Origin of the sequence: Desulfobaculum sp. SPO524 (assembly GCF_044987625.1) — a bacterium.
GTDB lineage: Bacteria > Desulfobacterota > Desulfovibrionia > Desulfovibrionales > Desulfovibrionaceae > Desulfobaculum.
The window spans coordinates 329,001-350,629 of record NZ_JBJDSB010000001.1 but is presented as its reverse complement, the minus strand read 5'-3'; the positions used below and the strand labels follow the sequence as shown (position 1 = coordinate 350,629).

Here is a 21,629-nt window from a genome sequence, read left to right as displayed (position 1 = left end):
TTACTCGAACAAATAGGCGTACTGTGCCGCTACGGCATCGGTACGCCCTGCGAGGGCCTCTGCGGTTGCTGCCACGTTGGCAGCGGTAACGATACCTGCCTCGGAGGCAAGGTAATGCGTCAACACGTTATCATTGGACGAGAAAATCCACACCGCGCTGTAGGCGGAACCAATCTCGGGACGAGAGGGGAACTCCTGCTTGGTCTTGATGACCAGCTTGATCTTTTTCTCATCCTTGGCGGAGAGGGTGAACAGCGAGGAGGAATTCAGGATTTCCTTGATCTGAAAGACAAGCCGGGTGCCGACGTTGTCCACGTCGTCATGCACCACGCTCACCGGGGTGACGCGCAGGGTATCCGGCGTGGCCGGAGTGTCGGGGATGTCCTGTGCGGGGGCGGCTTCCTGCGCAAGGGCGCAGGGCGCGGCCAGAAGGGCCACGAGGAGAGCCGAAAAGAAGATGGTGAGCAGGCGCTGTGCCGATGCCATGAGTGCGCGTTTCCTTACTGTTTTCGAAAGGGGCGTAAGCCGTTACGTGGCATCAGGTTTGCGAGCTAAACGCCGTCTTGTCAAGAGAAGTCTTTTCCTTGAAGAAAGCGTCGACCAGTTCGCGGTCCTCTGCCAGAATGCGCAAATCCGCCACTGGCATGGGGTCCGGGCGGTTGCCGTGCATGCGCAGGGCGCGGTCCACAAAATCTGCCAGGATGAAGGACGCGCGGATGTGTTTGACGATGGGCTGTGGCCCCCACACCACGTGCAGGTTCAGCACGGTTTGGCGCTCCTCGCCGCTGGCGATGAGGTTGCCGGTGTGCATGAGGGCCTCGCGCGCGGAGTGCGGAAACATGCCGGACCATTCGGCCACGCGGTTAATAAACGCGGGCATCACCGCAATGTAATAGAGCGGGTCGATTTTCACGGCGATGGACATGCCGGGGACGCCAAGAACCATGGGCGAACGCTGAAACGCCCGGCCAAGCCCCTTGCCGAGGCGGTGGATGGATTCCGAATAATCCTTAAGCATGCGGCCTCCGTGACGGGTATCCGGACGCCCCTTCCGCAGGGGCCGGTGGCGGTGCGTCCGGCGTTGGTGGATGGCTTAGGCGTTGTAATTCGGCCTGTTTTGCACGGTGAGGATGGCGTCGCGCACGACTTCCTCAATTACTTCCTCCCGCACAGGTTCGCGCAGGACGATGCTGCCGCGCTGGATGTACCGGGCGGGAAGTGTGTTGAGGCTGAGGGCGTAGATGTCCTCAAGGTCGAGCTTATTGGGCTCGTAGCCACTAAATTCCGGCAGGATGCGAATCATGGCTTCCACAACGCGTTGTTCATTCTTGTTGCGGATATGGGCCAGCGGTGTGCCCTGCACCTTGAGTGCGTCCAGCGAATCTTGCGTCTTTTTGTCCATGCGACGCTCCTTGTGTTGTTCTGTATATCTAGCATGGGGACAGGGGGACTTCAATTGCCATGCGGCATCTGTGCGGTGAGGCGCGGCAGGCGGTGGGGCGGCCTGCAGGGGGTGATGCCTGTTGCGGCAGAGCCTCCTAAGATGTTTGCTCCCGCAAGTGAATGTATTGCGTAGCCCAAGATATGGAAAAAGCGCAAGAAAAAGCGGCGCATCCGGAATGGATGCGCCGCTTTTGTGCGTGTGTGCCGGGGGCGGCTCTGGCGCGGGCGGAAGGTGCGCTGGCTTAAAAGTCCAACCGGACGGGACCTGTGGCGTCGGGGTGCTTGCGTTTGATCCAGCGCAAAAAGCGCCGCGACATGTCGTGGTCCGGGTTGATGGTGAGGGACTTTTCAAGAAAGTGCACGGCCTTTTTGATGTCCTTTTTCTCGTAGTAGGCGCGGGCGATGTTGTGCATGAGGTTGTCGTCCCCGGCGGCGAGGTCCATGGCCCGCAGATAGTGCTTGATGGCGGTGTCGAAGAGGTTCTGCTTGCGCAGGGACACGCCGAAGTCGTTGAACATGTGCTTGTGCTCGGGCTTGAAGTCGCCCTCAACCTCGGCCAGTTGGTCAAACACGTCCTGCGCGCGCTGCAGGTTGCCGCGCTTGAGGTAGGTGAGCGCTATGCCGAAGGTGGCGCGGGCGCTTTGCTCTATCTCCTCGGCGGAGCCGGAAATGTCGAACCCTTCAATGGATGTGGACGTGGGGGCGTCATCCGGCGTGGCGATGGGGTCGCGCAGGGGGATGGGGTCGTCCATGGCGACCTTGTCGCCGCCAAGGCCGGACTGGATGTAGAATTCCGGTTCCGGCTGGAAGCGCTCCAGCACGTCGTCCACGGAGACGGTGCGCTTTTTGCCGATGGGGATAAGGCTTTCGTTGATGGGCTGCACCTCGGCCTGCCCATCCCTCGTTTCGTTGACCAGCCAGTATTGTTTGACGCGGGTTTTGCGCGCCGTTGCGCCCTGCCCGGTCCTTTTGAGTTCCATTGTCGAAAAGACGCCCTTGATTGGCGTGCGGTCGGACGTATCTGCTGCGGACATGTGTGCCTTGGCTGGCGGTGGTGATGTGCGCCGGTGATGCTCCCGCTGTTGAGCGCCACGGGCCGGTGCCGTTTTCCGCGCCGCGTTGGATGCGCGTGGTCGCGCTGTGGCGGCGCGGTCTGTCACACAGGGAAATAGCACGGAAGCCGCCCGCCCGCCAAGTCGCGGCCGGGCGCGCCGCTGGGCTTATTGCGCGGCGTCGATGAGCATAAGGATGAGCGCCATCAGCCCAACGCCGATGACGAACCAAAACAGCCGCCATGCTGCGGCGCTGACGCGCCCGTGCCGTGGCGGGGCCACAAAGGCGTGGGCTTCGTCGTCAACAGGGGATTCGGGGGGAGAGGCGGGTGTGGGGGGAGACACTGGCGCGTTGGATGCGGCGGGAGTGTCGGCGGATGGCGCGTCCGCACCGGAAGCCTGAGGCGGCGCGGGGCGTTGCGGTGTGTCCGGCGCCGGGGCGGAAGCGGGAGCGGAGGACGCAGGGGATGACGGCGCTGGTGCTGCGGCCTTGGCGGCGGCAGATGGCGCCTGCGGGGCGGCGTGCTCAGATGTTTCGCCGTGCTTTGGGGGCTGGTGGGTGTGTTGCGAGGTGCCCTGAGGCGATGCAGCCGCGTCGCTGTGGCCCTGCGCGGTCTCGCTGTGCTCGGCGGGGCGCGGGGGCAGGTTGAGGCGCGTGGCGCGGAGCAGGGATTCCAGAATCTGTTGGCGCCGGGCGCGGGATTGGAAGCTGACGAGACCGTGGGTGTAGGTGGCCGTCACCTGGGTGCCGCCGTTTACGGAGGTGAGCGAAAAGGTGAACCGACGCCCTACGTTCAAAAAGGAAAAAGGCGGGCGGGCGATGAGCAGGCCAAAGGCCCGGTTCACCAGCGCCGAGGTGTGCCCCAACTGCTGCAGGGCGTTGTAGATGGCAAGGAGCACCTCGTTTCGCGGGGCCGCAATGGTACAGACCATTTCGGTCTCCCGCGCGGAGAACGAGATGGAGTCGAGGGTATATCCCGGATGTCGGTCATGGCTTGCCACGTTACCTCCACGCCTGAGTCCAGTCCTCATTCTTAAATGCCTGAAACACGGCGCAAAGGCAAATGGATGTCTTATCCGTCCAGTGCGGCAAAGGCCTCCTGCGCGGCGGTAACGAAATGCGTGACCAGTGTGCGGGACTTTCGGCCGTTTGGCGCTTCCACTCCGGTGTGGGCGTCCACGGCGGCGGGGCGTGCTGTGGCGATGGCCTCGGCCACGTTGCCGGGGTGCAGGCCGCCGGCAAGGATGACCGGGCGCGGGGACAGGCGCACCAGTTCGCGGTCCACGCGCCAATCGTGCGGGTGCCCTGTTGCGCCGGTTGCGCCGGTTGCGGGGTCGAAGGAATCGGTCAGGAAGGCGTCGGCGTGATCGGCGTAGGCGCGCACCTGCTGGGCCAGTTGCACCATGGCGTCCGGCGTGACATCCGGCGGGACGATGAGGCTTTTGATGATGCGCAGGTCCGGGCGGCGCTCCTTGAGGGTGGCAAGGAGCTGCGGCTCGACGTCGGCGTGCAGTTGCACGCGCGGGGTGCCCACGGTGTCGCAGAGCTGAAGGATGGCGTCGGCGTCAGTCAAATAGGTGATGACCACGGCGGCGACGTGCGGCGGCAGGTCCGTGACGATGGCTGCGGCGTCCTGCTCGGTGAGGTCTTCGGCGTGCACGGCAAGGCGCAGGGGAAAGCCGAGGCTGTCCACGCCAAGGCCGGTGAGCATTGCGGCCTCGGCGGCATCAATAACGCCCGCGATTTGGATGCGCGGACACACGGGGGCGGAATCGGTTCTGCTCATGGGACGCTCCGTGGCGGTCAGGGGTGAAGCTCCGCGCGGCCAGCGGTGGTGCCAAGCGCGGCGCGAAGGCGCGAGATCAGCAAGCGGCGCACGTCAGCCTCGGGGCGCGAGGTCAGGGCAAGGACGTCGAACCCCGGCGCGGGCGGCGCCGGAAAAAGGGCGGCAAGCCCGTGCTGTCGCGCCAAGTCATGCGCGGTGGCATATTCTCCGTTATCCCATGCTGTCAACGCTTGCGCAAGGGAGGGGAGCGCGGCGCGTGGCGGCATATCCGCCGCCGTGGGCAGGGCGCAAAGCTGGGCTCCGGAGGGCTGGAGCAGACGCGCGCAGGTGGTGGCGGCGCTGATGGGCCAGAATTCGGGAGCCGCCGTCTGGAGGGTGAAGACAGATTCCACGCTCTGTCCGCCGCCATGGCGCAGGTCGCGGCGCAGGGCGGCACGCGCGCTCTCGGCCGCGAGGAGCTTGCGCCGTAGGTCGTTGGCGGCGCGGCGCAGGCGCTGAATGCGCTGTACGGCGGAGGCCGGGTCCAGACGGTAGGCCGCAACGCGGATGCCAACAAAGGAGCGCCGGAATTCGTTGAGGGCTGCGGTCTCCTTGGCAATGCGGGCGTTGGCGGCCTCATGCTGGGGCACCAGCCGCGCGGCGGTGGCAAGGTCCCCTGCCGCGTTGGCGGCCATAATGTCGCGCTCCAGCGCGCCGCGCCGGGTGATGAGGGCGTCGATGCGGGCAGAGCGGGTCATGGCGTACAGCGTGCGGGAGCAGTCGTCCTTGTGGGTCAGCAGTTGGTGCAGTTCGCCGCGAAGGGTGGTGATGCGCTGGGTGTGGCGGGCAATGGCCTCCGTCAGGCGGCGTTGGCGCGTCTTTGCGGACTCCAGCCGCAGGCGGGTGATGGTCGTGCGCACGTGCCCTGGAGCGCCGGGAGCTGGAGTGATGCGTGGTATGAGCAGCACCGCTGCGCCCAGCAGGCGCGGGGCGAGGCTGGCAGCCTCCTGCGGGGGCAGGGCAAGGCCGCATTCTCGCTCGTAGGCGCGGACCAATGGCCACGGCAGGACGCTGATGCCCGCGCCGGACAGGGCACGCGTGACGAGCAGGCGCAGGGCCGGGGCTGCGGCGCGCAGGGAAGGGGGACATCCTTCGGCAAACTGGATGGGCGCGACCACAATGCGTTCGGGGACAATGACAGGCACAAGGCCTGCTGCGGCCTCGGCCATGGCGCGCTGGGCGCGAAGGCGCGCGGCAAGAAGGTCAAGTTCCGTGGCGATGGCGCGTAGGGCTGAGGCATTGGCCGCTTCAGAAGCATGGCGGCGCAGGGCATGGGAGGCGTCGTCGGCATGGCCCTGAAACCAGCGGGCAAGGGCGAGCCAGCATGCGGCGTCCGGAGGCGTTCCGGCGTCCGTCGCTGCCGCAAAATGGCGGGCCGCGCTGTCCGCGTGCCCCCGCGTGAGGCAGGTCATGCCCAGCGTAAAGGGGGCGTCATCAGGGCGCGCTTCGGGCGCTGGCGTGTGCGCGGCGCAGGCGCACAGCACGCAGGCAAGAAGCGCCGCGGCAAGGAGCCGGGGCAGGCATGGGGAGGCGGATGGATACTGCACAGCCTGTGTATAGCAGACCCAGCCGCGCCGGGGAAGGTGCGGTGTTGCGGAAGGTTAGGGAAGCAGCGCGCGGGCGTCGCGCTCGCTGGTGACGGCGCGCCGGGTGGTGATGCGCCCGCCGTCCAGAACGAGGGCGTGAGTCAGTCCGGGCGGGAGCTCTTCCGCGCGGTGGGCCGTAAGGACGAGGCTGGCTCCGGCCTCGCACAGGGCCGCGATGATGGCGGCAAGGCGGGCGCGGCTTGGGGTGTCCAGCCCGGCGTACGGCTCGTCCAAAAGCAGCAGGTCCGGACGCGGCGCAAGGGCGCGGGCGATGAGCAGGCGGCGCAACTGCCCGTAGGACAGACTGCGGATGCTCCGGGCGTCCATTCCTGCCATATCGACAAATTCCATAAGCTGCCGGGCGCGCTCCGTTTGCTCCGGCGATGGCGCGCGCCACAGGGACACGCTGGCGAAAAAGCCGCTCTGCACAAATTCCAGCGCCGCAACGTCGTAGCGGTAGCTGGCCTGTATCTCCGGGGAGACCATGCCAAGGCGGCGGCGAACGCTCCAGATATCCGTTGCTCCGCTGTGGCCGAACCATTCTACAGTGCCGGGGGCTGCGCTGCGGTATTCCGCCGTCACAAGGCGCAGCAGGGTGCTCTTGCCCGCGCCGTTGGCCCCGAGTACGGCCCACCGTTCTCCGGGGCGGATGGTCCAGTCCGCGTCACTGACGAGGTCGCGCCCGTTCCTGCGGACCGAGGCACCGCGCATGCGCACCAGAAAGGACGGTGCGTCCGCGCGGAGCGGCGTGAGCTGTGGCGCGGGCGCGGCGCGGCGCGTGCAGTCCACGGCGGAGCTGTTCCTGATGGCGGCGAGTTCGTCAGCGACCGGACCGTGGCGCGTGATGCGTCCGTCCTCAATGAGCGCCACGTGAGTGATGATGCGCGGCAGGTCCGCGCGGCGGTGGGAACAGAGCACAACGGCGGTGCTGGCCGCCGCATCGTCAAGTACGGCGCGCAGATGCCCGCGTGCGGCGCGGTCCAGTCCGTCAAAGGCTTCATCAAGGAGCAGGACCGCCGGGGCGGTGGCGAGGGCGCGGATGATGAACACAAGCCGCCCCTGCCCGCGCGAGAGATCGCGCACGGCGCGCTGGGCGAGGTGCTCTGCGCCATGGGCGGCCAGCAGAGAATGGGCGGTACGGCGCTCGTCTTCCGTTGGCGGGGAAAAGAGCGCCATGGTGCGGCGCAGTCCGGTGATGATGAGTTCCTCGCCCGTCAGGTTGGGGCCGGTGCGCAAAAAGGCGTCCTGCTCGTCCGGCGAGACAACGGCAATGCGGTCACGCGCGGCAAGGGCGTCTGCGGGGGCGCCGTCAAGGTGCCACTGGCATGTGCCGCGTCCCTGCGCCGGATGCACGGCCCCGCGCAGTAGCCGCAGGAATGTGGACTTGCCCGCACCGTTGCGGCCAAGGACGGCCCAGTGCGTTCCCGGAGCAAGGGACCATGTGACGCCGCGCAGGGCAAAGTCGGCTCCGGCGCGGACAAAGGCATTGTGGACGGTGATGATGGGCGTGGTGGCGTGTGCGGACATGCCCTGTGCGTACACCGGACGGGCCGGGTTTGGGAAGGAAAGGGTGTGGAGGAGCATGTACGACAGACGAAGCCAGCAGACGAAGCCAGCAGACGGCGACTATCGCCGCCGTCTGCCTTGAACGGTCATAAATTAGCCCTTAAGGGCGAGGGAGTAAAAATGCTTCAGCATTTCGCTTGGGGCGCGGATTTCCCAGTGCCCGGTGTATTGCGCCCAGCCGTACATGAGCAGCAACACGCCAACGGCGAGAATCACTGGCAGGTAGGGGCTGACGCGTCCAACGCCCGGCACGGCAGGGCCGAGGCAGTCCTTGACCGGGCAGACGTCCACGCACTTCATACAGCCAATGCATTCCGGCGATGTGATGCGGCGCTTTGTATGCACATGGATGCCGCCGGGGCAGTTGCGGGTGCATTTGCCGCAGTCCACACAGGCGTCCTCGTCACGGGTGACGGCCAGCGGTGAAAATTTGGAGCAAAGGCCAAGCAGCGCGCCATACGGGCACAGATAGCGGCACCAGAAGTAGGGCACCACAATGCCCAGCACTCCCAGCACGGCAAAGATCACAACCGCTGTGCCGCTGGGGTGCAGGAAGAATTCCAGCATGCGCGCGTCGGCAGTGATGTTGTAGTTGGACTGCAAAAAGCTCTGGATGCCCCGCGGACTCATGCGCAGGACGGACAGGGCGAAAAAGGCAAACAGCACGTACTTGATGCTGGTGAGAATCCAGTGCAGGGGGCGCGGCAGGTACAGATACATATCCAGCTTTCGGCCAAGCGCGGCCAGCAGGCGCGAGACCAGCCCAACCGGACAGATGGCGCCGCAAAAGCCCTTGCGCGCCACAAAGGCAATGAGCATGGCGGCGATGAGGATGGTCAACCCTGCCGGGTGGATAACGTCCCAGATGCCGGTTGTCAGTAGCTGTTTCAGGGCCAGCAGGGCGCTGATGGGCAAAAAGGCCTCAACTGCCGGGGGACGGGGCATAAAGGCCTCGCGGGCGCCGGAAGCCCAGCCCAGAAAGAGCCAGAACCGCCACCCGACATACAGGCAAAACACCGCAAAGGCGGCCTGTACAATCAGGCGGACAGTGGAAGGGGATATGGAGTGGTTGCGCGGCATACGTCGTCCTTGTCTGTGGATGATGAGTACTGCGTCCGCAGCAGCGGTGCGTCCGCCCGTGGCTACTCCTTTCAGTGCCGCGCCGCAAGTTTGTGCACGTTGTGCAAAAGTGGCGCCCAGCCGACGCTGCAACAAAAAACCGGCCCGAACGCAGGGCGTCCGGGCCGGTGGTGCTCGTGGTGCGGGGAGGGGAAGCTAGAGGATTTGCTGCATGAACAGCTTGGTGCGTTCATGCTGGGGGGACTCGAAGAAGTGCTCCGGCGTGCCCACCTCAACGATGCGTCCGGCGTCCATAAAGACCACGCGGTCCGCCACCTCGCGGGCAAAGCCCATTTCGTGGGTGACCACGGCCATGGTCATGCCCTCGCGGGCCAGCTTGACCATAACGTCCAGCACTTCGCCGATCATTTCCGGGTCCAGCGCCGAGGTCGGCTCGTCAAAGAGCATAATCTTCGGCTTCATAGCCAATGCGCGGGCAATGGCCACGCGCTGCTGCTGGCCGCCGGAAAGCATGGACGGAAAGGCGTCCGCCTTGTCCGGGATGCCCACCTTGTTCAGCAGGTGCATGGCGGTCTCTTCCGCCTCGGCCTGCGGCACCTTCTTGAGCTTCATGGGAGCCATGGTCAGGTTGTGCAGAACGGTCTTGTGCGGGAAGAGGTTGAAGCTCTGAAAGACCATGCCCAGTTCCTGACGGATGGCATTGATGTTGTTTTTGGGGTCGCAAACGTTTTGGCCGTCTACGGTGATGGTCCCGGCGTCAATGGTCTCCAGCCGGTTGATGGAGCGCAGCAGCGTGGACTTGCCCGAGCCGCTGGGACCGATGATGACGACCTTTTCGCCGCGCTCAATATCGAGGGAGACGTTGTCCAGCGCCCGCAGCGTGCCAAAGCACTTGCTCACGTTCTGGATGCGGATGATGGGGTCAGTCGCGGTCATAGTAGTTCAACCTTGTTTCCATATTGCTGACGACCTTGGACAGCAGCAGCGTGATGACGAGGTACACAAGGGCGACCATGGTGTAGGCCTCGAAGTAGAAAAAGGACTCACTGGCAAACTCGCGTCCACGGCGCAGCAGGTCGGCCACGGCAAGGATGGAAACGAGGGAGGAGTCCTTGAGCAGGGCGATGAATTCATTGCCCACAGGGGGCAGAATGGTGCGCCATGCCTGCGGCAGAATAACCATAAACATGGTCTGACGCCGGTCAAAGCCCAGCGAGCGGGCGGCCTCGGCCTGCCCTTTGTCGATGGCTTCGATGCCCGCGCGGAACACCTCGCCCATATAGGCGCCGTAGCAGATGCCCATGGCAAGGACAGCGGCCGCCAGCGGCGGCAGATTGCTGAAAATGGAAAGCCGGCCCAGCGCGTAATAGATGTAGAAGAGCTGGACCAGCAGGGGAATGCCGCGGACCACTTCCACATACGTGGAGGCGATGAGGTTGAACACCCTGTTGCGCGAAAGCCGCCCAAGGCCGGTAATCAGCCCTATGACGAGAGACAGCAGGATGGAAAGGATGGTCACCTGAAAGGTGACGAGCACACCGTCGGGCACGAAACGGAGAATATCCAGATACGGGTCCGGCTTGGTGACGCAGAGATAGGTAATGATGGCGAAGGCACCCAGAAACGCCAGCCACCAGGCGTTGAACAGCCCGATGTCTCGCTTTCTGGGGATAGCCGCGCCGTCGCCGATGTCGATAGTGACATGCTTGCGTTCAGCCATTTGATTGCCTTGAAGGGTCTTGAAACGGTCCGGGCGCGGGAGGCCGGCCCGGACCGTCGGTCACGGTATGGCGCGGCCTGTTAATTGCTGGAGAACCACTTGGCGTAGATGCGGTCGTACTCGCCGTTTTCCTTCACAGCCTTGAGGGCGCTGTTGAGGATGGCGAGGGTGTCGCTGTCGCCCTTCTGCACGGCAAAGCCAAGATATTCCGGCTCGTCCGGTACGATGAGGAAGGGCAGCGCCAGAGCGCCCTTGTAGTTGGGATTGGTCAGGGCGAAGCCCGCTGCCACGGCGTCGTCGCAAATGACGGCGTCCAGTCTGCCGTTGCGCAGGTCCTCGATGGCGAGGCCGACTTCGTCGTAGGATTTGCGCACGGCGTCGTCCACCTTCTTGGCGGCAAAGTAGCCCGTGGTGCCAATCTGCGCGCCAATGCGCTTGCCCACAAGGTCGGCCTCGGACGCGATGGCGGAACCCTTCTGCACCACCACGCCCTGTTTCACTTCAAAATAGGGGTCGGAAAAGTCCATCACGCGCTTTCTTTTGTCGGTGATGGAAACGGACGACGCGATAACGTCGTAGCGGCCGTTGGCAAGTCCGGCAAAGATGCCGTCCCATGCGGTGTTTTTGATCTCGGCGGTAAAGCCGCCGGCTTTGGCCATGGCGCGCACAAGCTCGGGGCAGAAGCCGACGATGCTCTTGTCGGCGTCGACCATCTCCATGGGCGGCCACGTGGCGTCGGACGCAAAGGTGATGGTGCGGGCCTGTGCGGCACCAGCCATCAAGGCGATTGCGGCGACGGTTAAGACGAACTTCCTCAACATGCGAAACCTCCGGTCTGGGTGGGACTGGCGGACACCAATCCCGGATGACGTGGAAAAGAACAGTGCAGGGGCGGGAGTGTTGCGAGTATACTGCCGTAAAACCCTCTGCATGATTATGGAATGGCATGACGTACTACGAATTGGCCGGAATTGACAAGTCTGTGATTGCGCGGATTTGCGATTTGAGGTCCATTTTGCCAAAAATGAAAAAGAGAGTGGTTGCTCAACCAAAAAAAGGCCGCGCAGTGCGCGGCCTTGTGGCGAAAATGTCGGTCCCGCAAATGTTCTGCGGGAACAGGGGCGGGCTAGTCGGTGCCGCCACCCTCGCAGGTCTCGGCGAGGCCGAAGAAGCGGCGGGCGTTGTCGCCGGTAATGCGCCACAGTTTGGCGGGGTCCATGCCTTTAAGCTCCGCGATCTTGGCGGCGGTAAAGCCCACAAACGCGGGTTCATTGCGCTTGCCGCGCCACGGTTCGGGCGCAAGGTAGGGGCAGTCCGTTTCAATGACCAGCCGGTCCAGCGGCAGGGCGGCGACGGCCTCCTGCACGGCCTCGTTCTTTTTGTAGGTGACCGGACCGGGTACGGAGATGTGCCAACCGTGGGACACAAGCTCCTCGGCAAGGTCGATGCCGCTGCCAAAGCAGTGCCACAGCACGGGGCGGCCATCAAAACCGGCTTCCAGCAGGATGCGCACGGCGTCCTCGTGAGCGTCGCGGGAGTGGATGACCACAGGCCGGTCCACAGCCTTGGCCAGCTCCAACTGCGCGCGGAAGGCGTTGAACTGCACCTCACGCGGGGAAAGCTCGTAGTAGTAATCCAGCCCGATTTCCCCAACGGCCTTCACGCGCGGGTCATCTGTAATGATGCGGCGCATGGCCTCAAGGCGGGCATCGGTGAGGTCCTTGGCGTCCTGCGGGTGGATGCCGAGGATGTAGAAAATTTCGGGGTGCGCGGCGAACAGGGGCGTATTCTGCTCGTAGGCTTCGGGGCTGAGAAAAACGTGGCCAATAGCGCTGACGCCACAGGCGCGGGCGCGGGCAATGACGGCTTCAAGGTCGTCCGCGAATTTTTCGGAATCAAGGTGGGCGTGCGTTTCTACGCCGCCGCAGGGCAGGCCGAGGGATTCAGGTTCGGCCCGGTGTTTCTTTTTTGCCATGGTGCGTCTCCTTCGGCTGGCGGTGGTAGCACCGGCGCGTGCGGATGACAACCGTCCGCGCCGGGGCCGCCGGGGGCGGCGCTACAGGACGCGCCGCAGGCGGGGATTGGGGCGTTCGGCGCGTCCGGCCTTGGCAAAGGGCTGGCCCTCTACCTGCACAATGTCCGCTGTGGCGAAGTGCGCCGGGAACAGACTGCCAATGCCGATGGATTCAAACAGCCGCCCATACCGGGATTCGCCCTCGGTAAAGGCGCGGACCTTGTCCAAATTGCCAAAGCCGCTGGACAGGACGATGTTCACCCGCTCGTGCCCGGCCTCATCGAGCGTGCGGCGCATGTGGCGGATAAACTCCACGGTGACGCCTTTGCCGGTCCAGTAGTCGCGTCCGTCAAAGGGAACGCCGCCCTGACCGAGATTTTCGCCGGGTGTGTCAAAACGCACGCCCCAGAGGCGTTCGCCAAGGGCGTCCGCCGTAGCGATGGCGTCGTCGACCTCTCGGTTAAAGGTGTCCACAAGGGCCACGCGCGGGATGGCGGCGTCCATGTGGCGGTCGAAGGCCTTGGCGGACTCCACTGTGCCGACCTCGCGCCCATGGGCGTGGGCTATGGCCAGAACAAGGGCGTGGGGAATGGTGCCGACACCGCCGGCAAGCCCTGCCGCTTCGGCTCCGGCATCCGTGGCGCAGGCGTCGAAACCGCCGTCGATAGCGGCTTTGCTGATGGCGGCGTCCATGGTCCAATGCCAGTGGCGCGAGCCGAAATACATAAGTGACTTGTCCGGCAGCAGCTCGCGGATGGCGGCGGCGTGCCGGGTGATGGCCGCAAGGTCCGGCTCCGGGCCGCCATTACGCACGGATGTCGCCGAAGTGATGGCCCCCAGATAGAGCGTTTCCAGCTCAATGAAATCCTGCAGCGGACCTTCGATGCGCAGTAATGTTTCCTGCGGGGCGTAGGATGCGCCCTCGGGCAGGGCATGGACCGTCAGGTTGGCCCCGCCCTGCGCGCTAAAAGCCTCAATCATGGCGACGGCTTCATCGATGCCGTACACATACCCCGGGCCTTTGCGGATAAAGACCTGCATAACCACGCGGGGACAGAGTCCCTCGCGCTCAAGGATGGTTTTGGAGCGCAGGAAGTAGGCGTCAGTATATGGAATATGGCTTCCGGGCAGCCTATGACACATGGTGTGGTCCTTTTGAATATTGAGTGGCGGTGGGCCGTCTCGTCGTTGCGGGCTTGCCGTATGGTTCGTTACGGGTGCGGCTTAGGTGGTAAGGCGCTCCCAGATGCGTCGGACGCTCTGGCGCTGGTTGTCCACGCTGTAGTGCCGGGCCGTGGCAAGCGCGGCGTCCCGTACTGTGCGGGAGAATGCCGTCTCCCCGGCGGCGTGCTCCACGGCCTGCTCCAGCGCCAGCGCGGCGGCGGTGACGTCGGCGTCGGCAACAAACAGGCCGTTGCCGCCCCACGGCGTGTCGCGCAGGGGGAACCATGGGCGGTATGCGCCGGGGTGGTCGGCGGCTTGCCGCATATAGTCGAAACCGCCCAGACCTGCAAACCCCACACAAAGCGCGCCGCTGGCCATAGCTTCCAGCGGAGGCAGGGGGCAGCCCTCGGGGTATCCCGTTGCCAGAAAAATATCGCTCCGCCGCAGGTGCTCCGCCACCTGCGTGGGTGGTAGGCCGTCAATGGCGTCCCACTCGATGGCAGGGCCGCCGCGCCGCGCCGCGCGGGCGGTGACGATGTCACGTATCGCGCGGGCGTGGGCTTTGTTCTTTCGCGGCATATAGGCGACACGCACCGTCGTTTTGCTTCCGCGCGGCGCGTCTTCTCCGCTGGGGGCAGGGTGGAACAAATCAAGATCGATGCCCGGACGCAGGACAGGAGCGTCCACGCCAACACTCTCCTGAATGAACCATGCCACAGGGTCGGAGACCGCAAGAAACGACACAGGCAGCCTGTCCCACGTTACGCCGCTTGGCAGGGACGAAAACAGATACGCCCAGTTTTGCACGTAGACCATGCACCGCGCTCCGGCATTCAGGCCCGGGGCAAGGCTGTTGACCCAGCCCTCCGGCACCAGCCAGATGTCCTCTTTCCGCAGCGCCACATCGTCAAGCAGGGTCACCGGCACATCCTGCGAGATGGGCGGAGACCAGAACTGCGTACTGCGCGGTACCAGCGAAACGGCAAACCCCTGCTTATGCAGGTGGGCGGCCAGTTGGTGCAGGACGGCAAGGCCGCCAGTTGGCTTCGACAGCGGGGGCAGAAAGATGAACGTTGTGGTCATGCGGCGTCCTTGGCTGTGGTGGCGTGAGGGAGGGCACTGCGCAGGAGTCGTCGTACCGCGAAAAGCCCAAGGATGGGAAGCACCACGGAAAGCATGACGCTCCCGCGCAGCAGGTACGACACATACACAAGGTTAATGGCGATGAGCGTGGTGCACAGGTGGGCCTTATCGATGCCCGGGGCGTCAACCTCGGGACCACGGCGGCAGGGCAGGGCGAATTGGGCCGCGGCCACCAGCGCCACACAGCCCATCACCGCCGCGCCGCGCAGTTGCATGAAAAGGCCCAGCAGGTCGTACTGCTTAAGCCCGAAGGCCGCCGCACCAAGGAGGAAATATCCGTTCACGCCCAGCAGAATGCCGTCCGGCCTCGTGCGCAGCAGAAAGGCCGCGGCAGTTGCCATGGCGCCCGCACCGCCGGCGGCAAAATACACCGTCCGCCAGTCGGTCCCGCCGGGACCATAGCGCAGCAGGAGTGCGGCAAAGATGAGGGCGGGGCACAGCTCTAGGGTCAAGGCAATTCGATTTCGCATCGGTGCGACATACCCCGTCCCTTTCGGTGGCGCAAGGCGTCTCTCCCGCCGGGACCGTGCGCGTAGTGTCCGCCCCGCGTTTCCCGCCGCCGTCAGCGCAACCGCCTCAATTTCTTTGTAAAGCTCTCGGCGTGGAATTGTATGCTGCGGGATGCAGTAGCGCGCTGTGATAAAGTCGGACCGCCCGTCAATCGTAACCCACTGTTATCAGGACACTATCATTTGCTTGACGCACAACAGGCCACAGCATATCGTCCCCCATTCATTTCATAGAACGAGGCTGATGTTTCGACGTGGGAGCAGGTGTGAAGCCGCAGTGGATCAGGGGAGTGTTCCACGGCGGTGTGCTTGCGCCTATGCGGAGACAGCCGCATCCAATGCGTAGGGAGCGATGCAGATACCGACATCACGAGAAATCGGCGCCATCAGTGTGGTGGCAGGAACGGCTATTGGCGCGGGCATGCTTGGCTTGCCCATGGTCATTGGCAAGCTGGGATTCGTCCCGGCAACCGTAATCATGCTCGTCATCTGGGGCCTTGCGGTGTATTCCGCGCTGTTGCTGCTTGAGGTGAACCTGCGCATCGGTGCGGGAAAGAACTTCAACGATATGGCACGCACCGTGCTCGGCCGTGGCGGCCAGGTTGTTGCCACCGGCAGCATGATCTTTTTGCAGTTTGCCCTGCTGGTCGCCTATCTGACCGGATTTGGCGAACTCATTGCCCAGACTATGACCACGCAGGGGCTGGAGCTGTCCGCCCAGAGCGGCGCGCTGTATTTTGCCGTGGCCGCCTATGTCATTGTCTTCATCGGCACCCAGATGATCGTCCGCGTGAACCAACTGCTCTTTTTCGCCATGATTGCGGCCATGGTCACCGCCCTGTTTAGCCTTGTGCCCGGAGTGGACGTTGGCAACCTGCAAAGTGGCAGCGTGGAGCAGGGCATCATCGTGGCGAGCCTGCCCGTGCTGTTTACGTCCTTTGGCTTTCATGCCAGCATCCCGAGCATTATCAAGTACCTGGATGCGCCGGTGCGCAAGCTGCGGCTTGTCACTATTGTAGGCAGTGCGCTGCCGCTTGCCTGTTACCTCTTTTGGATTTTCGTTTCCATCGGCGGCACCACGCCCGAAAGCCTGCACGCCATGAGCAGTGTGGACTCCCTCGTGGCAACCCTTGCCGCCGGGTCCGGCTGGTTGCAGACCATCCTCTCCGCCTTTGCCTCCCTCGCGCTGCTCACATCCTTCTTCGGTGTGGCGCTCGCCATGTACGACCTGCTGGCCGAAGTCTGCAAAATGCGCGAAACCGTCGTGCACCGCGCCATCACCACCATGATGGTTTTTCTGCCGCCCCTCGTTGCGGCCCTGCTGTGTCCCGGCCGGTTCATTCAGGCCCTCGCCCATGCCGGCGCGGCCCTCGCCATTCTTGCCATCTTCCTGCCGTGTGCCATGGCGTGGAAGTTGCGGCATCAGGATAAAGCCCAGACGCGCGTCTATCAGGTGCCCGGAGGAACTCCGGCCCTTGTGCTCGCCGTCCTCTTCGGGCTGGTTATCGTCACGGCAAACTACGTCTAGAAACGACTCTCCGGGCCGTCGCGTCATCGCGGCGGCCCGGTTTGCTTTTGGCCCCCCAAAGCGAAAGTATGGCGGGTGTGCGCTGTTTTCCGCAGCATCCCAGCCACGCCGTCATTTTCGTGGGGAGGGCGGCCAAGGCTTTGCTACGCACAAAGCGCCGCGCATGACAGGGTATCAGCCTGCGCCCGCAGCGGTCTGTGTTTCGTGTACTGCGTTGCAACAGGACCGTGTGGAGTGAGGATTTGCTCACGCCGTCGTCTGTATCGTGTGGCGCAACGCGTTGAAGAAGGCAGGGATGCCACTGCAGCACCTCGTCCCGCATGTAAAGTATTGCGTCAGTTCATAGAGGGGCGGGATGGCTGTAAATCGGCCAATGGCGCGGATTTTTGGCCTTGACGGTCACGAATTGGCGGGCATATGGTCCGGCGTCCGCTTTGCAAGTGGAAAGTCGCAGACGCGCGAGAGCACCACAATGTTTCGCTCACCGGGCTTTTGGGGAAAAGCAGTCCGGTGGGGGCACGACAGGTGCAACGCTTCCCGCGCGCTCTTTCATATCACTATATTCCAAACGCATAGGGTATCATGAACGCTTCAACATCACGACAAATAGGGGCCATCAGTGTGGTGGCCGGGACCGCCATCGGGGCAGGCATGCTCGGTCTGCCCATGGTTATTGGCAAGCTGGGGTTCACAACCGCCGTTGGGGTGATGGTCGCCGTCTGGCTGCTGGCTGTGTATTCGGCATTTCTTCTCCTTGAGGTGAATCTCAAGGTCGGCCCCGGCGAGAATTTTAACAACATGGCCAAGAAGGTTCTCGGACCCGGCGGGCAGATTGTCGCCACCGGCAGCATGATGTTTTTGCAGTACGCGCTGCTGGTCGCCTATCTCACCGGTGTTGGCGAACTCATCGCCCGCACGGCCGCTTCCGTGGACCTCGTCCTTACCCCGCAGGCCGGCGCCATTTATTTCAGCATATTCGGCGCCTTCATCGTTTTCCTCGGCACCAACATCATCGTGCGCGTCAATCAGTTCCTTTTCTTTGTTATGATTGCCGCCATGCTCACCGCCCTGTTCAGCCTTGCGCCAGAGGTTGAGGTGCAGAACCTCACCGGCGGCAATCCCGACAGCGCGCTCATCTTCGCCAGTATTCCCGTGTTGTTTACGTCCTTTGGCTTCCACACGGGCATTCCCAGCGTGATTCGCTACCTCGACGTCCCAGTGCGCAAGCTGCGGCTTGTCACGCTTGTCGGCAGTTCGCTGCCCTTTGTCTGTTATCTCTTCTGGGTCTACGTCTCTATCGGTGGCACCAGCCCCGAGAAGATGGTCGCCATGCAGAACGTCGACATGCTCGTGCACACCCTGTCCAACGGCTCTAGCTGGCTCAACACCGTGGTTTCGGCCTTTGCTTCGCTGGCGCTTTTGACTTCCTTCCTCGGTGTGTCCCTCGCGCTGTTCGATCTGCAGGCCGAGGTGTTTAAGCTGTCCGATTCCTTTAAGCACCGCGCCCTCACGACCCTCATCGTCTTTGTGCCGCCCCTCGTTGCCTCGTCGCTGTGTCCCGGCCGGTTTATTCAGGCCCTCGCACACGCAGGCGCGGCCCTCGCCATTCTCGCCATCTTCCTGCCTTGTCTCATGGTGTGGAAGCTCCGGCAGGCCAAGGTTAAGCGCCCCGTCGACTATCAGGTTCCCGGCGGCACCCCCGCCCTCGTCGCCGCGTTCGTCCTCGGCCTCGTTATCGTTTCAGCAAGCTACATCTAATGACATCACGCCGCGCAGAGCGCGGCGTGTCAGGTTGCGCTTTGGGCGGCACTCCTTCGGGGTGCCGCCTTTTTTGTTGTGGCTGGGCGGGTCGTAACGCGAGGTTCAAGAGGTGCCTCCGGCGGCTTGAGCTCTTAGGTCGTTCGGCCTGAAAGGACGAAGGGCCTTAGAGATAAAGATAGCAGAGCTGCTCAAGGGGTGCGACCCCTTGAGAATCCTGAGTGCGGTCATGGCGGGTGCGTGTGGATTGGACAGTCGTCCCCCCTGACGGCTCTCGTCCGTGTGGATGGGGAAGGGCGGTGAGAAGCCCTGATGAGCGTTTGCAATGGGGAAAGAGGGGCAAAGGAATCCCGTCCAGCTTTCCGTATTTTATGGAGCGGCTTCCGCTCCAGAAAATCCTAAGGATTGTTAAGGAAATTATTTCCTTAACCCGCCGGAGGCATTCTTATTCTTCGTTTTTTGACTCGGAAAGGAGGGAGGCTGGGGGGCAAAAAAAGGGAGGCCCTAAGCGGGCCTCCCTGAGAGTACAGATCGGAGAAGGCGGATGCTATTTCATCTGGTCGCCGGAAGCGGCGCCCTGCATCTTGACTTCCACCTTTTCGGTGAGGCCTTCGTAGTACTCGCGCAGCTGTGCGAGGACTTCGTCGCGGCCGAAGTGATCCGGAACCTCGGCGCCTTCGGAGAGGGCCTTGCGGAGCTTGGTGCCGGACAGGATGACGCGGTCTTCCTTGCCGTGCGGGCAGGTACGCAGGGAAGCCATGCCGTCGCACTTGAAGCAGTAGAAGGTCCAGTCAATCTTCATGGGCTTGCAGAGCAGAGCCTTACCGGGCACTTCGCAGGCTTCTTCGAAGGTCGCGTAGGGGATCTGGTCGAAGATTTCCTGAGCCTCGAACAGGCCGTAGAAGTCGCCAACGCCAGCGTGGTCGCGGCCGATGATCATGTGGGACACGCCGTAGTTCTGGCGGAAGGTCGCGTGGAGCAGGGCTTCACGGGGACCGGCGTAGCGCATGTCGAGGGGGTAGCCACCGTTGATGACGTTTTCTTTCACGAAGTACTGGTCGATCAGCGTCTGGATGCACTGGATGCGGACGTCAGCCGGGATGTCGCCGGGCTTCAGGTTACCGATCAGGGAGTGGATGATGACGCCGTCGCAGACTTCCACAGCGATCTTCGCGAGGAACTCATGGGAGCGGTGCATGGGGTTACGCAGCTGCAGGGCAGCAACACGGCTCCAGCCGCGCTCTTCGAACATTTCGCGGGTCTCGGCGGGGGTCAGGTACACGCCGGGGAAGCGGTCGCGGTAGTCGCCCTCGGAGAGGACTTTCACGGAACCGGCGAGGTTGAACTTGCCCTGAGACATAACCATCTTGACGCCGGGGTGGTCTTCGAGAGCGAGGTCCCAGAAGCGCTCGGAATCTTCGCCGTGGCCCTTGAAGACCAGCTCGCATTCCCACTTCTTTTCGTCGTCGGACAGCTCGTACTTTTCTTCGACCTTCATGGTGGCGTAGACGACGCCGTCTTTCACGAGGGCGATTTCGTCGCCAGCGGCAACGTTTTCGTCGTTGGTGTCACACACGACGGGAACGGGCCAGAAGGTGCCGTCGGAGAGGGTCATCTTTTCGCAGACGCTCTTCCAGTCGGCCTTGCCCATGAAGCCGTCGAGGGGAGAGAAGCCGCCGATTCCCAGCATGATCAGGTCGCCCTTCACGCGGTTGGAGATCTCGACTTTCTTGAGGCCTTCGGCCTTCTTCATCTCGGCTTCGAGTTCAGCGCCTTCCAGCAGGCAGCAAACCAGGCCCTTACCACCATGAGGGGGGAGCAGTTTGGACATCTCGGGACTCCTTTACGAATAGTTAGTAGAAAATTTCACAATCCCAGCCTTAGTCTTCAAGCGGTCGACCCTGTTTTCCACCCGTCAGCCGGGAGACACGAACGTTTACAGGACGGCCGGACTTTCCAAAAAGCTTTGCATGAAGCCCGTTCGTTGGGGTTTGTGAAAAAAATGCGCAAATGTCAAGTACCCCCTAACGAGGAGAATCGATCTTTTTGCAGTTCAAAGGGGCTAAAACGCCACACAGGCGCCATTTTGCCCTTTTTTCAGCTTCTTGGAGTTTTAATCCGGGGTTGCTGAAAACGATGGGCATACGCTAAGTGTTTTTTTCACGAATGGCGATGAAAAAATTTCGATATAGCCGAAACGAACGGAAGTCGGCTTAGGTCAGACGTAGTTCTCTTATAGAAATAGGCCACGATGGCTTGCAATGAAAAATCAATAAATGTATAGCTTTCGATGCCTTTACAAATTCCCCTGTATCCCCATTGGGAAAAGGGGAGGAAGTCAGGGAAGGCCGCCGATTTAGGCACCAATGGCCGCGCTTGATATATAATTCACTTTCGTCTTGACAGGGGGTAGCCCCCTTGCTAGACAGACCTTGCTTGTTCATTCCATCACAAGCACTGGAAAAGGCTCTGATCCCCGGTGTTTGGACAAAGGTGGATGCCCCGAAGGGCGCAGGCTTGAGACGCGAAAGCGCCCCACCACACGAGTGGGATGGCTCTCTGAATTTGCTCGACACCATACGCGGCTTATCCCGCGAAAAGAGTGTCAAGATACCGAAAAAAACGAGACGGCTTGGTGTCATCTCGGTTTTTCATTCTCCATCTGCTCGTGGTGGGGATGTTTTTGGAATGGTTGTTATTTCAACCCTAATTTGTTGGAGGATTCACTATGCCTACTTATGTTGATCCCTCAAAGTGCGATGGATGCAAGGGCGGCGAAAAGACCGCGTGCATGTACATCTGCCCCAACGACCTGATGATCCTCGATCCCGAGGAGATGAAGGCCTTCAACCAGGAACCCGAAGCCTGCTGGGAGTGCTACTCCTGTGTGAAGATTTGCCCCCAGGGCGCTATCACCGCACGTCCCTACGCTGACTTTGCTCCCATGGGCGGTACCTCCATTCCGCTGCGTTCCTCCGAAGACATCATGTGGACCATTAAGTTCCGTAATGGTTCCGTGAAGCGCTTCAAATTCCCCATCCGTACCACTCCTGAAGGCTCCATCAAGCCCTTCGAAGGCAAGCCTGAGCCCGGCGACCTGGACAGCGAACTGCTCTTCACCGAGACGGAACTCGTTGCCCCCAAGGAAGCCCTCGGCAAGAAGTTCGACGTGGCTGATGCTGACAAGACTTGGACCGTCAAGGACGTCCTGTAGTCTGATTCAAGTGCGTTACGCGCTGT

The 21,629-nt window shown here is 62.7% G+C and carries 20 protein-coding genes; 3 read left to right on the top strand and 17 right to left on the bottom strand.

All coding sequences use genetic code 11. The annotated features are described in order from the left end of the window. The 16 genes from ACI3L3_RS01490 to ACI3L3_RS01415 form a co-directional block, all read right to left on the bottom strand. Window positions 1-486 carry a hypothetical protein gene (locus ACI3L3_RS01490; RefSeq protein ID WP_404843317.1) on the bottom strand — a complete coding sequence of 162 codons (486 nt, stop codon included), beginning with the start codon at window positions 484-486 and terminating at the stop codon, window positions 1-3. 52 nt (window positions 487-538) lie between these two features. After that, window positions 539-1,018 (bottom strand): hypothetical protein, encoded by a 480-nt coding sequence (locus ACI3L3_RS01485; RefSeq protein WP_404843316.1) that lies wholly within the window; start codon window positions 1,016-1,018, stop codon window positions 539-541. 75 nt (window positions 1,019-1,093) lie between these two features. Continuing rightward, window positions 1,094-1,402 (bottom strand): late competence development ComFB family protein, encoded by a 309-nt coding sequence (locus tag ACI3L3_RS01480; protein WP_404843315.1) that lies wholly within the window; start codon window positions 1,400-1,402, stop codon window positions 1,094-1,096. 283 nt (window positions 1,403-1,685) lie between these two features. Next, window positions 1,686-2,477, bottom strand: a complete 792-nt coding sequence (locus ACI3L3_RS01475) for a tetratricopeptide repeat protein (protein ID WP_404843314.1) — start codon at window positions 2,475-2,477, stop codon at window positions 1,686-1,688. 186 nt (window positions 2,478-2,663) lie between these two features. After that, window positions 2,664-3,497 (bottom strand): hypothetical protein, encoded by an 834-nt coding sequence (locus ACI3L3_RS01470; protein WP_404843313.1) that lies wholly within the window; start codon window positions 3,495-3,497, stop codon window positions 2,664-2,666. 71 nt (window positions 3,498-3,568) lie between these two features. Further along, window positions 3,569-4,282, bottom strand: coding sequence for a phosphoribosylanthranilate isomerase (locus tag ACI3L3_RS01465; RefSeq protein WP_404843312.1), 714 nt, complete (start codon window positions 4,280-4,282; stop codon window positions 3,569-3,571). A gap of 17 nt (window positions 4,283-4,299) precedes the next feature. Beyond that, window positions 4,300-5,868 (bottom strand): hypothetical protein, encoded by a 1,569-nt coding sequence (locus tag ACI3L3_RS01460; RefSeq protein ID WP_404843311.1) that lies wholly within the window; start codon window positions 5,866-5,868, stop codon window positions 4,300-4,302. A gap of 54 nt (window positions 5,869-5,922) precedes the next feature. Then, complete coding sequence (locus ACI3L3_RS01455; RefSeq protein WP_404843310.1) at window positions 5,923-7,434, bottom strand: ATP-binding cassette domain-containing protein; 1,512 nt, start codon at window positions 7,432-7,434, stop codon at window positions 5,923-5,925. Between the two features lie 132 nt (window positions 7,435-7,566). Next, a complete protein-coding gene (locus ACI3L3_RS01450; RefSeq protein WP_404843309.1) occupies window positions 7,567-8,553 on the bottom strand; it encodes a 4Fe-4S binding protein in 987 nt (328 codons plus the stop codon). Between the two features lie 195 nt (window positions 8,554-8,748). After that, window positions 8,749-9,489, bottom strand: coding sequence for an amino acid ABC transporter ATP-binding protein (locus tag ACI3L3_RS01445; protein WP_404843308.1), 741 nt, complete (start codon window positions 9,487-9,489; stop codon window positions 8,749-8,751). Next, on the bottom strand, window positions 9,476-10,273 hold the full coding sequence (locus ACI3L3_RS01440) for an amino acid ABC transporter permease (RefSeq protein ID WP_404843307.1): 798 nt from the start codon (window positions 10,271-10,273) through the stop codon (window positions 9,476-9,478). The genes ACI3L3_RS01445 and ACI3L3_RS01440 overlap by 14 nt, the downstream gene beginning before the upstream one ends. Before the next feature lie 80 nt (window positions 10,274-10,353). Next, window positions 10,354-11,094: a basic amino acid ABC transporter substrate-binding protein gene (locus tag ACI3L3_RS01435; protein WP_404843306.1), complete on the bottom strand. Its 741-nt coding sequence runs from the start codon at window positions 11,092-11,094 to the stop codon at window positions 10,354-10,356. Between the two features lie 305 nt (window positions 11,095-11,399). Next, complete coding sequence (locus tag ACI3L3_RS01430) at window positions 11,400-12,248, bottom strand: TatD family hydrolase (RefSeq protein WP_404843305.1); 849 nt, start codon at window positions 12,246-12,248, stop codon at window positions 11,400-11,402. Between the two features lie 81 nt (window positions 12,249-12,329). Further along, window positions 12,330-13,430, bottom strand: coding sequence for a nicotinate phosphoribosyltransferase (locus tag ACI3L3_RS01425; RefSeq protein ID WP_404843304.1), 1,101 nt, complete (start codon window positions 13,428-13,430; stop codon window positions 12,330-12,332). An 81-nt stretch (window positions 13,431-13,511) separates the two neighbouring features. Continuing rightward, a complete protein-coding gene (locus ACI3L3_RS01420) occupies window positions 13,512-14,534 on the bottom strand; it encodes a glycosyltransferase (RefSeq protein WP_404843303.1) in 1,023 nt (340 codons plus the stop codon). Further along, window positions 14,531-15,064 (bottom strand): hypothetical protein, encoded by a 534-nt coding sequence (locus ACI3L3_RS01415; protein ID WP_404843302.1) that lies wholly within the window; start codon window positions 15,062-15,064, stop codon window positions 14,531-14,533. The genes ACI3L3_RS01420 and ACI3L3_RS01415 overlap by 4 nt, the downstream gene beginning before the upstream one ends. 391 nt (window positions 15,065-15,455) lie before the next feature. Here ACI3L3_RS01415 and ACI3L3_RS01410 point away from each other — a divergent pair, with 391 nt between their 5' ends. After that, entirely contained in the window at window positions 15,456-16,631 is a 1,176-nt protein-coding gene (locus ACI3L3_RS01410; RefSeq protein ID WP_404843301.1) for an amino acid permease, read from the top strand. A gap of 582 nt (window positions 16,632-17,213) precedes the next feature. Beyond that, window positions 17,214-18,389 (top strand): amino acid permease, encoded by a 1,176-nt coding sequence (locus tag ACI3L3_RS01405; protein WP_404843300.1) that lies wholly within the window; start codon window positions 17,214-17,216, stop codon window positions 18,387-18,389. Window positions 18,390-18,936: 547 nt separating this feature from the next. On the opposite strand, the gene sat is transcribed toward ACI3L3_RS01405, so the two are convergent. After that, window positions 18,937-20,220 carry a sulfate adenylyltransferase gene (gene sat, locus ACI3L3_RS01400; protein WP_404843299.1) on the bottom strand — a complete coding sequence of 428 codons (1,284 nt, stop codon included), beginning with the start codon at window positions 20,218-20,220 and terminating at the stop codon, window positions 18,937-18,939. A gap of 897 nt (window positions 20,221-21,117) precedes the next feature. Between sat and aprB the strand changes: the two genes are divergently transcribed. Beyond that, window positions 21,118-21,603: an adenylyl-sulfate reductase subunit beta gene (gene aprB / locus ACI3L3_RS01395; protein WP_404843298.1), complete on the top strand. Its 486-nt coding sequence runs from the start codon at window positions 21,118-21,120 to the stop codon at window positions 21,601-21,603. Window positions 21,604-21,629: the final 26 nt, after the last annotated feature.

Bases quoted from the DNA above. Each gene is read 5' to 3' on its own strand.
- ACI3L3_RS01455 (WP_404843310.1), bottom strand. From the start codon at position 7,434: ATGTCCGCACACGCCACCACGCCCATCATCACCGTCCACAATGCCTTT.
- aprB (WP_404843298.1), top strand. From the start codon at position 21,118: ATGCCTACTTATGTTGATCCCTCAAAGTGCGATGGATGCAAGGGCGGC.
- ACI3L3_RS01415 (WP_404843302.1), bottom strand. From the start codon at position 15,064: ATGCGAAATCGAATTGCCTTGACCCTAGAGCTGTGCCCCGCCCTCATC.
- ACI3L3_RS01480 (WP_404843315.1), bottom strand. From the start codon at position 1,402: ATGGACAAAAAGACGCAAGATTCGCTGGACGCACTCAAGGTGCAGGGC.
- ACI3L3_RS01430 (WP_404843305.1), bottom strand. From the start codon at position 12,248: ATGGCAAAAAAGAAACACCGGGCCGAACCTGAATCCCTCGGCCTGCCC.
- ACI3L3_RS01410 (WP_404843301.1), top strand. From the start codon at position 15,456: ATGCAGATACCGACATCACGAGAAATCGGCGCCATCAGTGTGGTGGCA.
- ACI3L3_RS01425 (WP_404843304.1), bottom strand. From the start codon at position 13,430: ATGTGTCATAGGCTGCCCGGAAGCCATATTCCATATACTGACGCCTAC.
- ACI3L3_RS01445 (WP_404843308.1), bottom strand. From the start codon at position 9,489: ATGACCGCGACTGACCCCATCATCCGCATCCAGAACGTGAGCAAGTGC.
- ACI3L3_RS01485 (WP_404843316.1), bottom strand. From the start codon at position 1,018: ATGCTTAAGGATTATTCGGAATCCATCCACCGCCTCGGCAAGGGGCTT.
- ACI3L3_RS01440 (WP_404843307.1), bottom strand. From the start codon at position 10,273: ATGGCTGAACGCAAGCATGTCACTATCGACATCGGCGACGGCGCGGCT.
- ACI3L3_RS01490 (WP_404843317.1), bottom strand. From the start codon at position 486: ATGGCATCGGCACAGCGCCTGCTCACCATCTTCTTTTCGGCTCTCCTC.
- ACI3L3_RS01465 (WP_404843312.1), bottom strand. From the start codon at position 4,282: ATGAGCAGAACCGATTCCGCCCCCGTGTGTCCGCGCATCCAAATCGCG.
- ACI3L3_RS01450 (WP_404843309.1), bottom strand. From the start codon at position 8,553: ATGCCGCGCAACCACTCCATATCCCCTTCCACTGTCCGCCTGATTGTA.
- ACI3L3_RS01475 (WP_404843314.1), bottom strand. From the start codon at position 2,477: ATGTCCGCAGCAGATACGTCCGACCGCACGCCAATCAAGGGCGTCTTT.
- sat (WP_404843299.1), bottom strand. From the start codon at position 20,220: ATGTCCAAACTGCTCCCCCCTCATGGTGGTAAGGGCCTGGTTTGCTGC.
- ACI3L3_RS01435 (WP_404843306.1), bottom strand. From the start codon at position 11,094: ATGTTGAGGAAGTTCGTCTTAACCGTCGCCGCAATCGCCTTGATGGCT.
- ACI3L3_RS01420 (WP_404843303.1), bottom strand. From the start codon at position 14,534: ATGACCACAACGTTCATCTTTCTGCCCCCGCTGTCGAAGCCAACTGGC.
- ACI3L3_RS01405 (WP_404843300.1), top strand. From the start codon at position 17,214: ATGAACGCTTCAACATCACGACAAATAGGGGCCATCAGTGTGGTGGCC.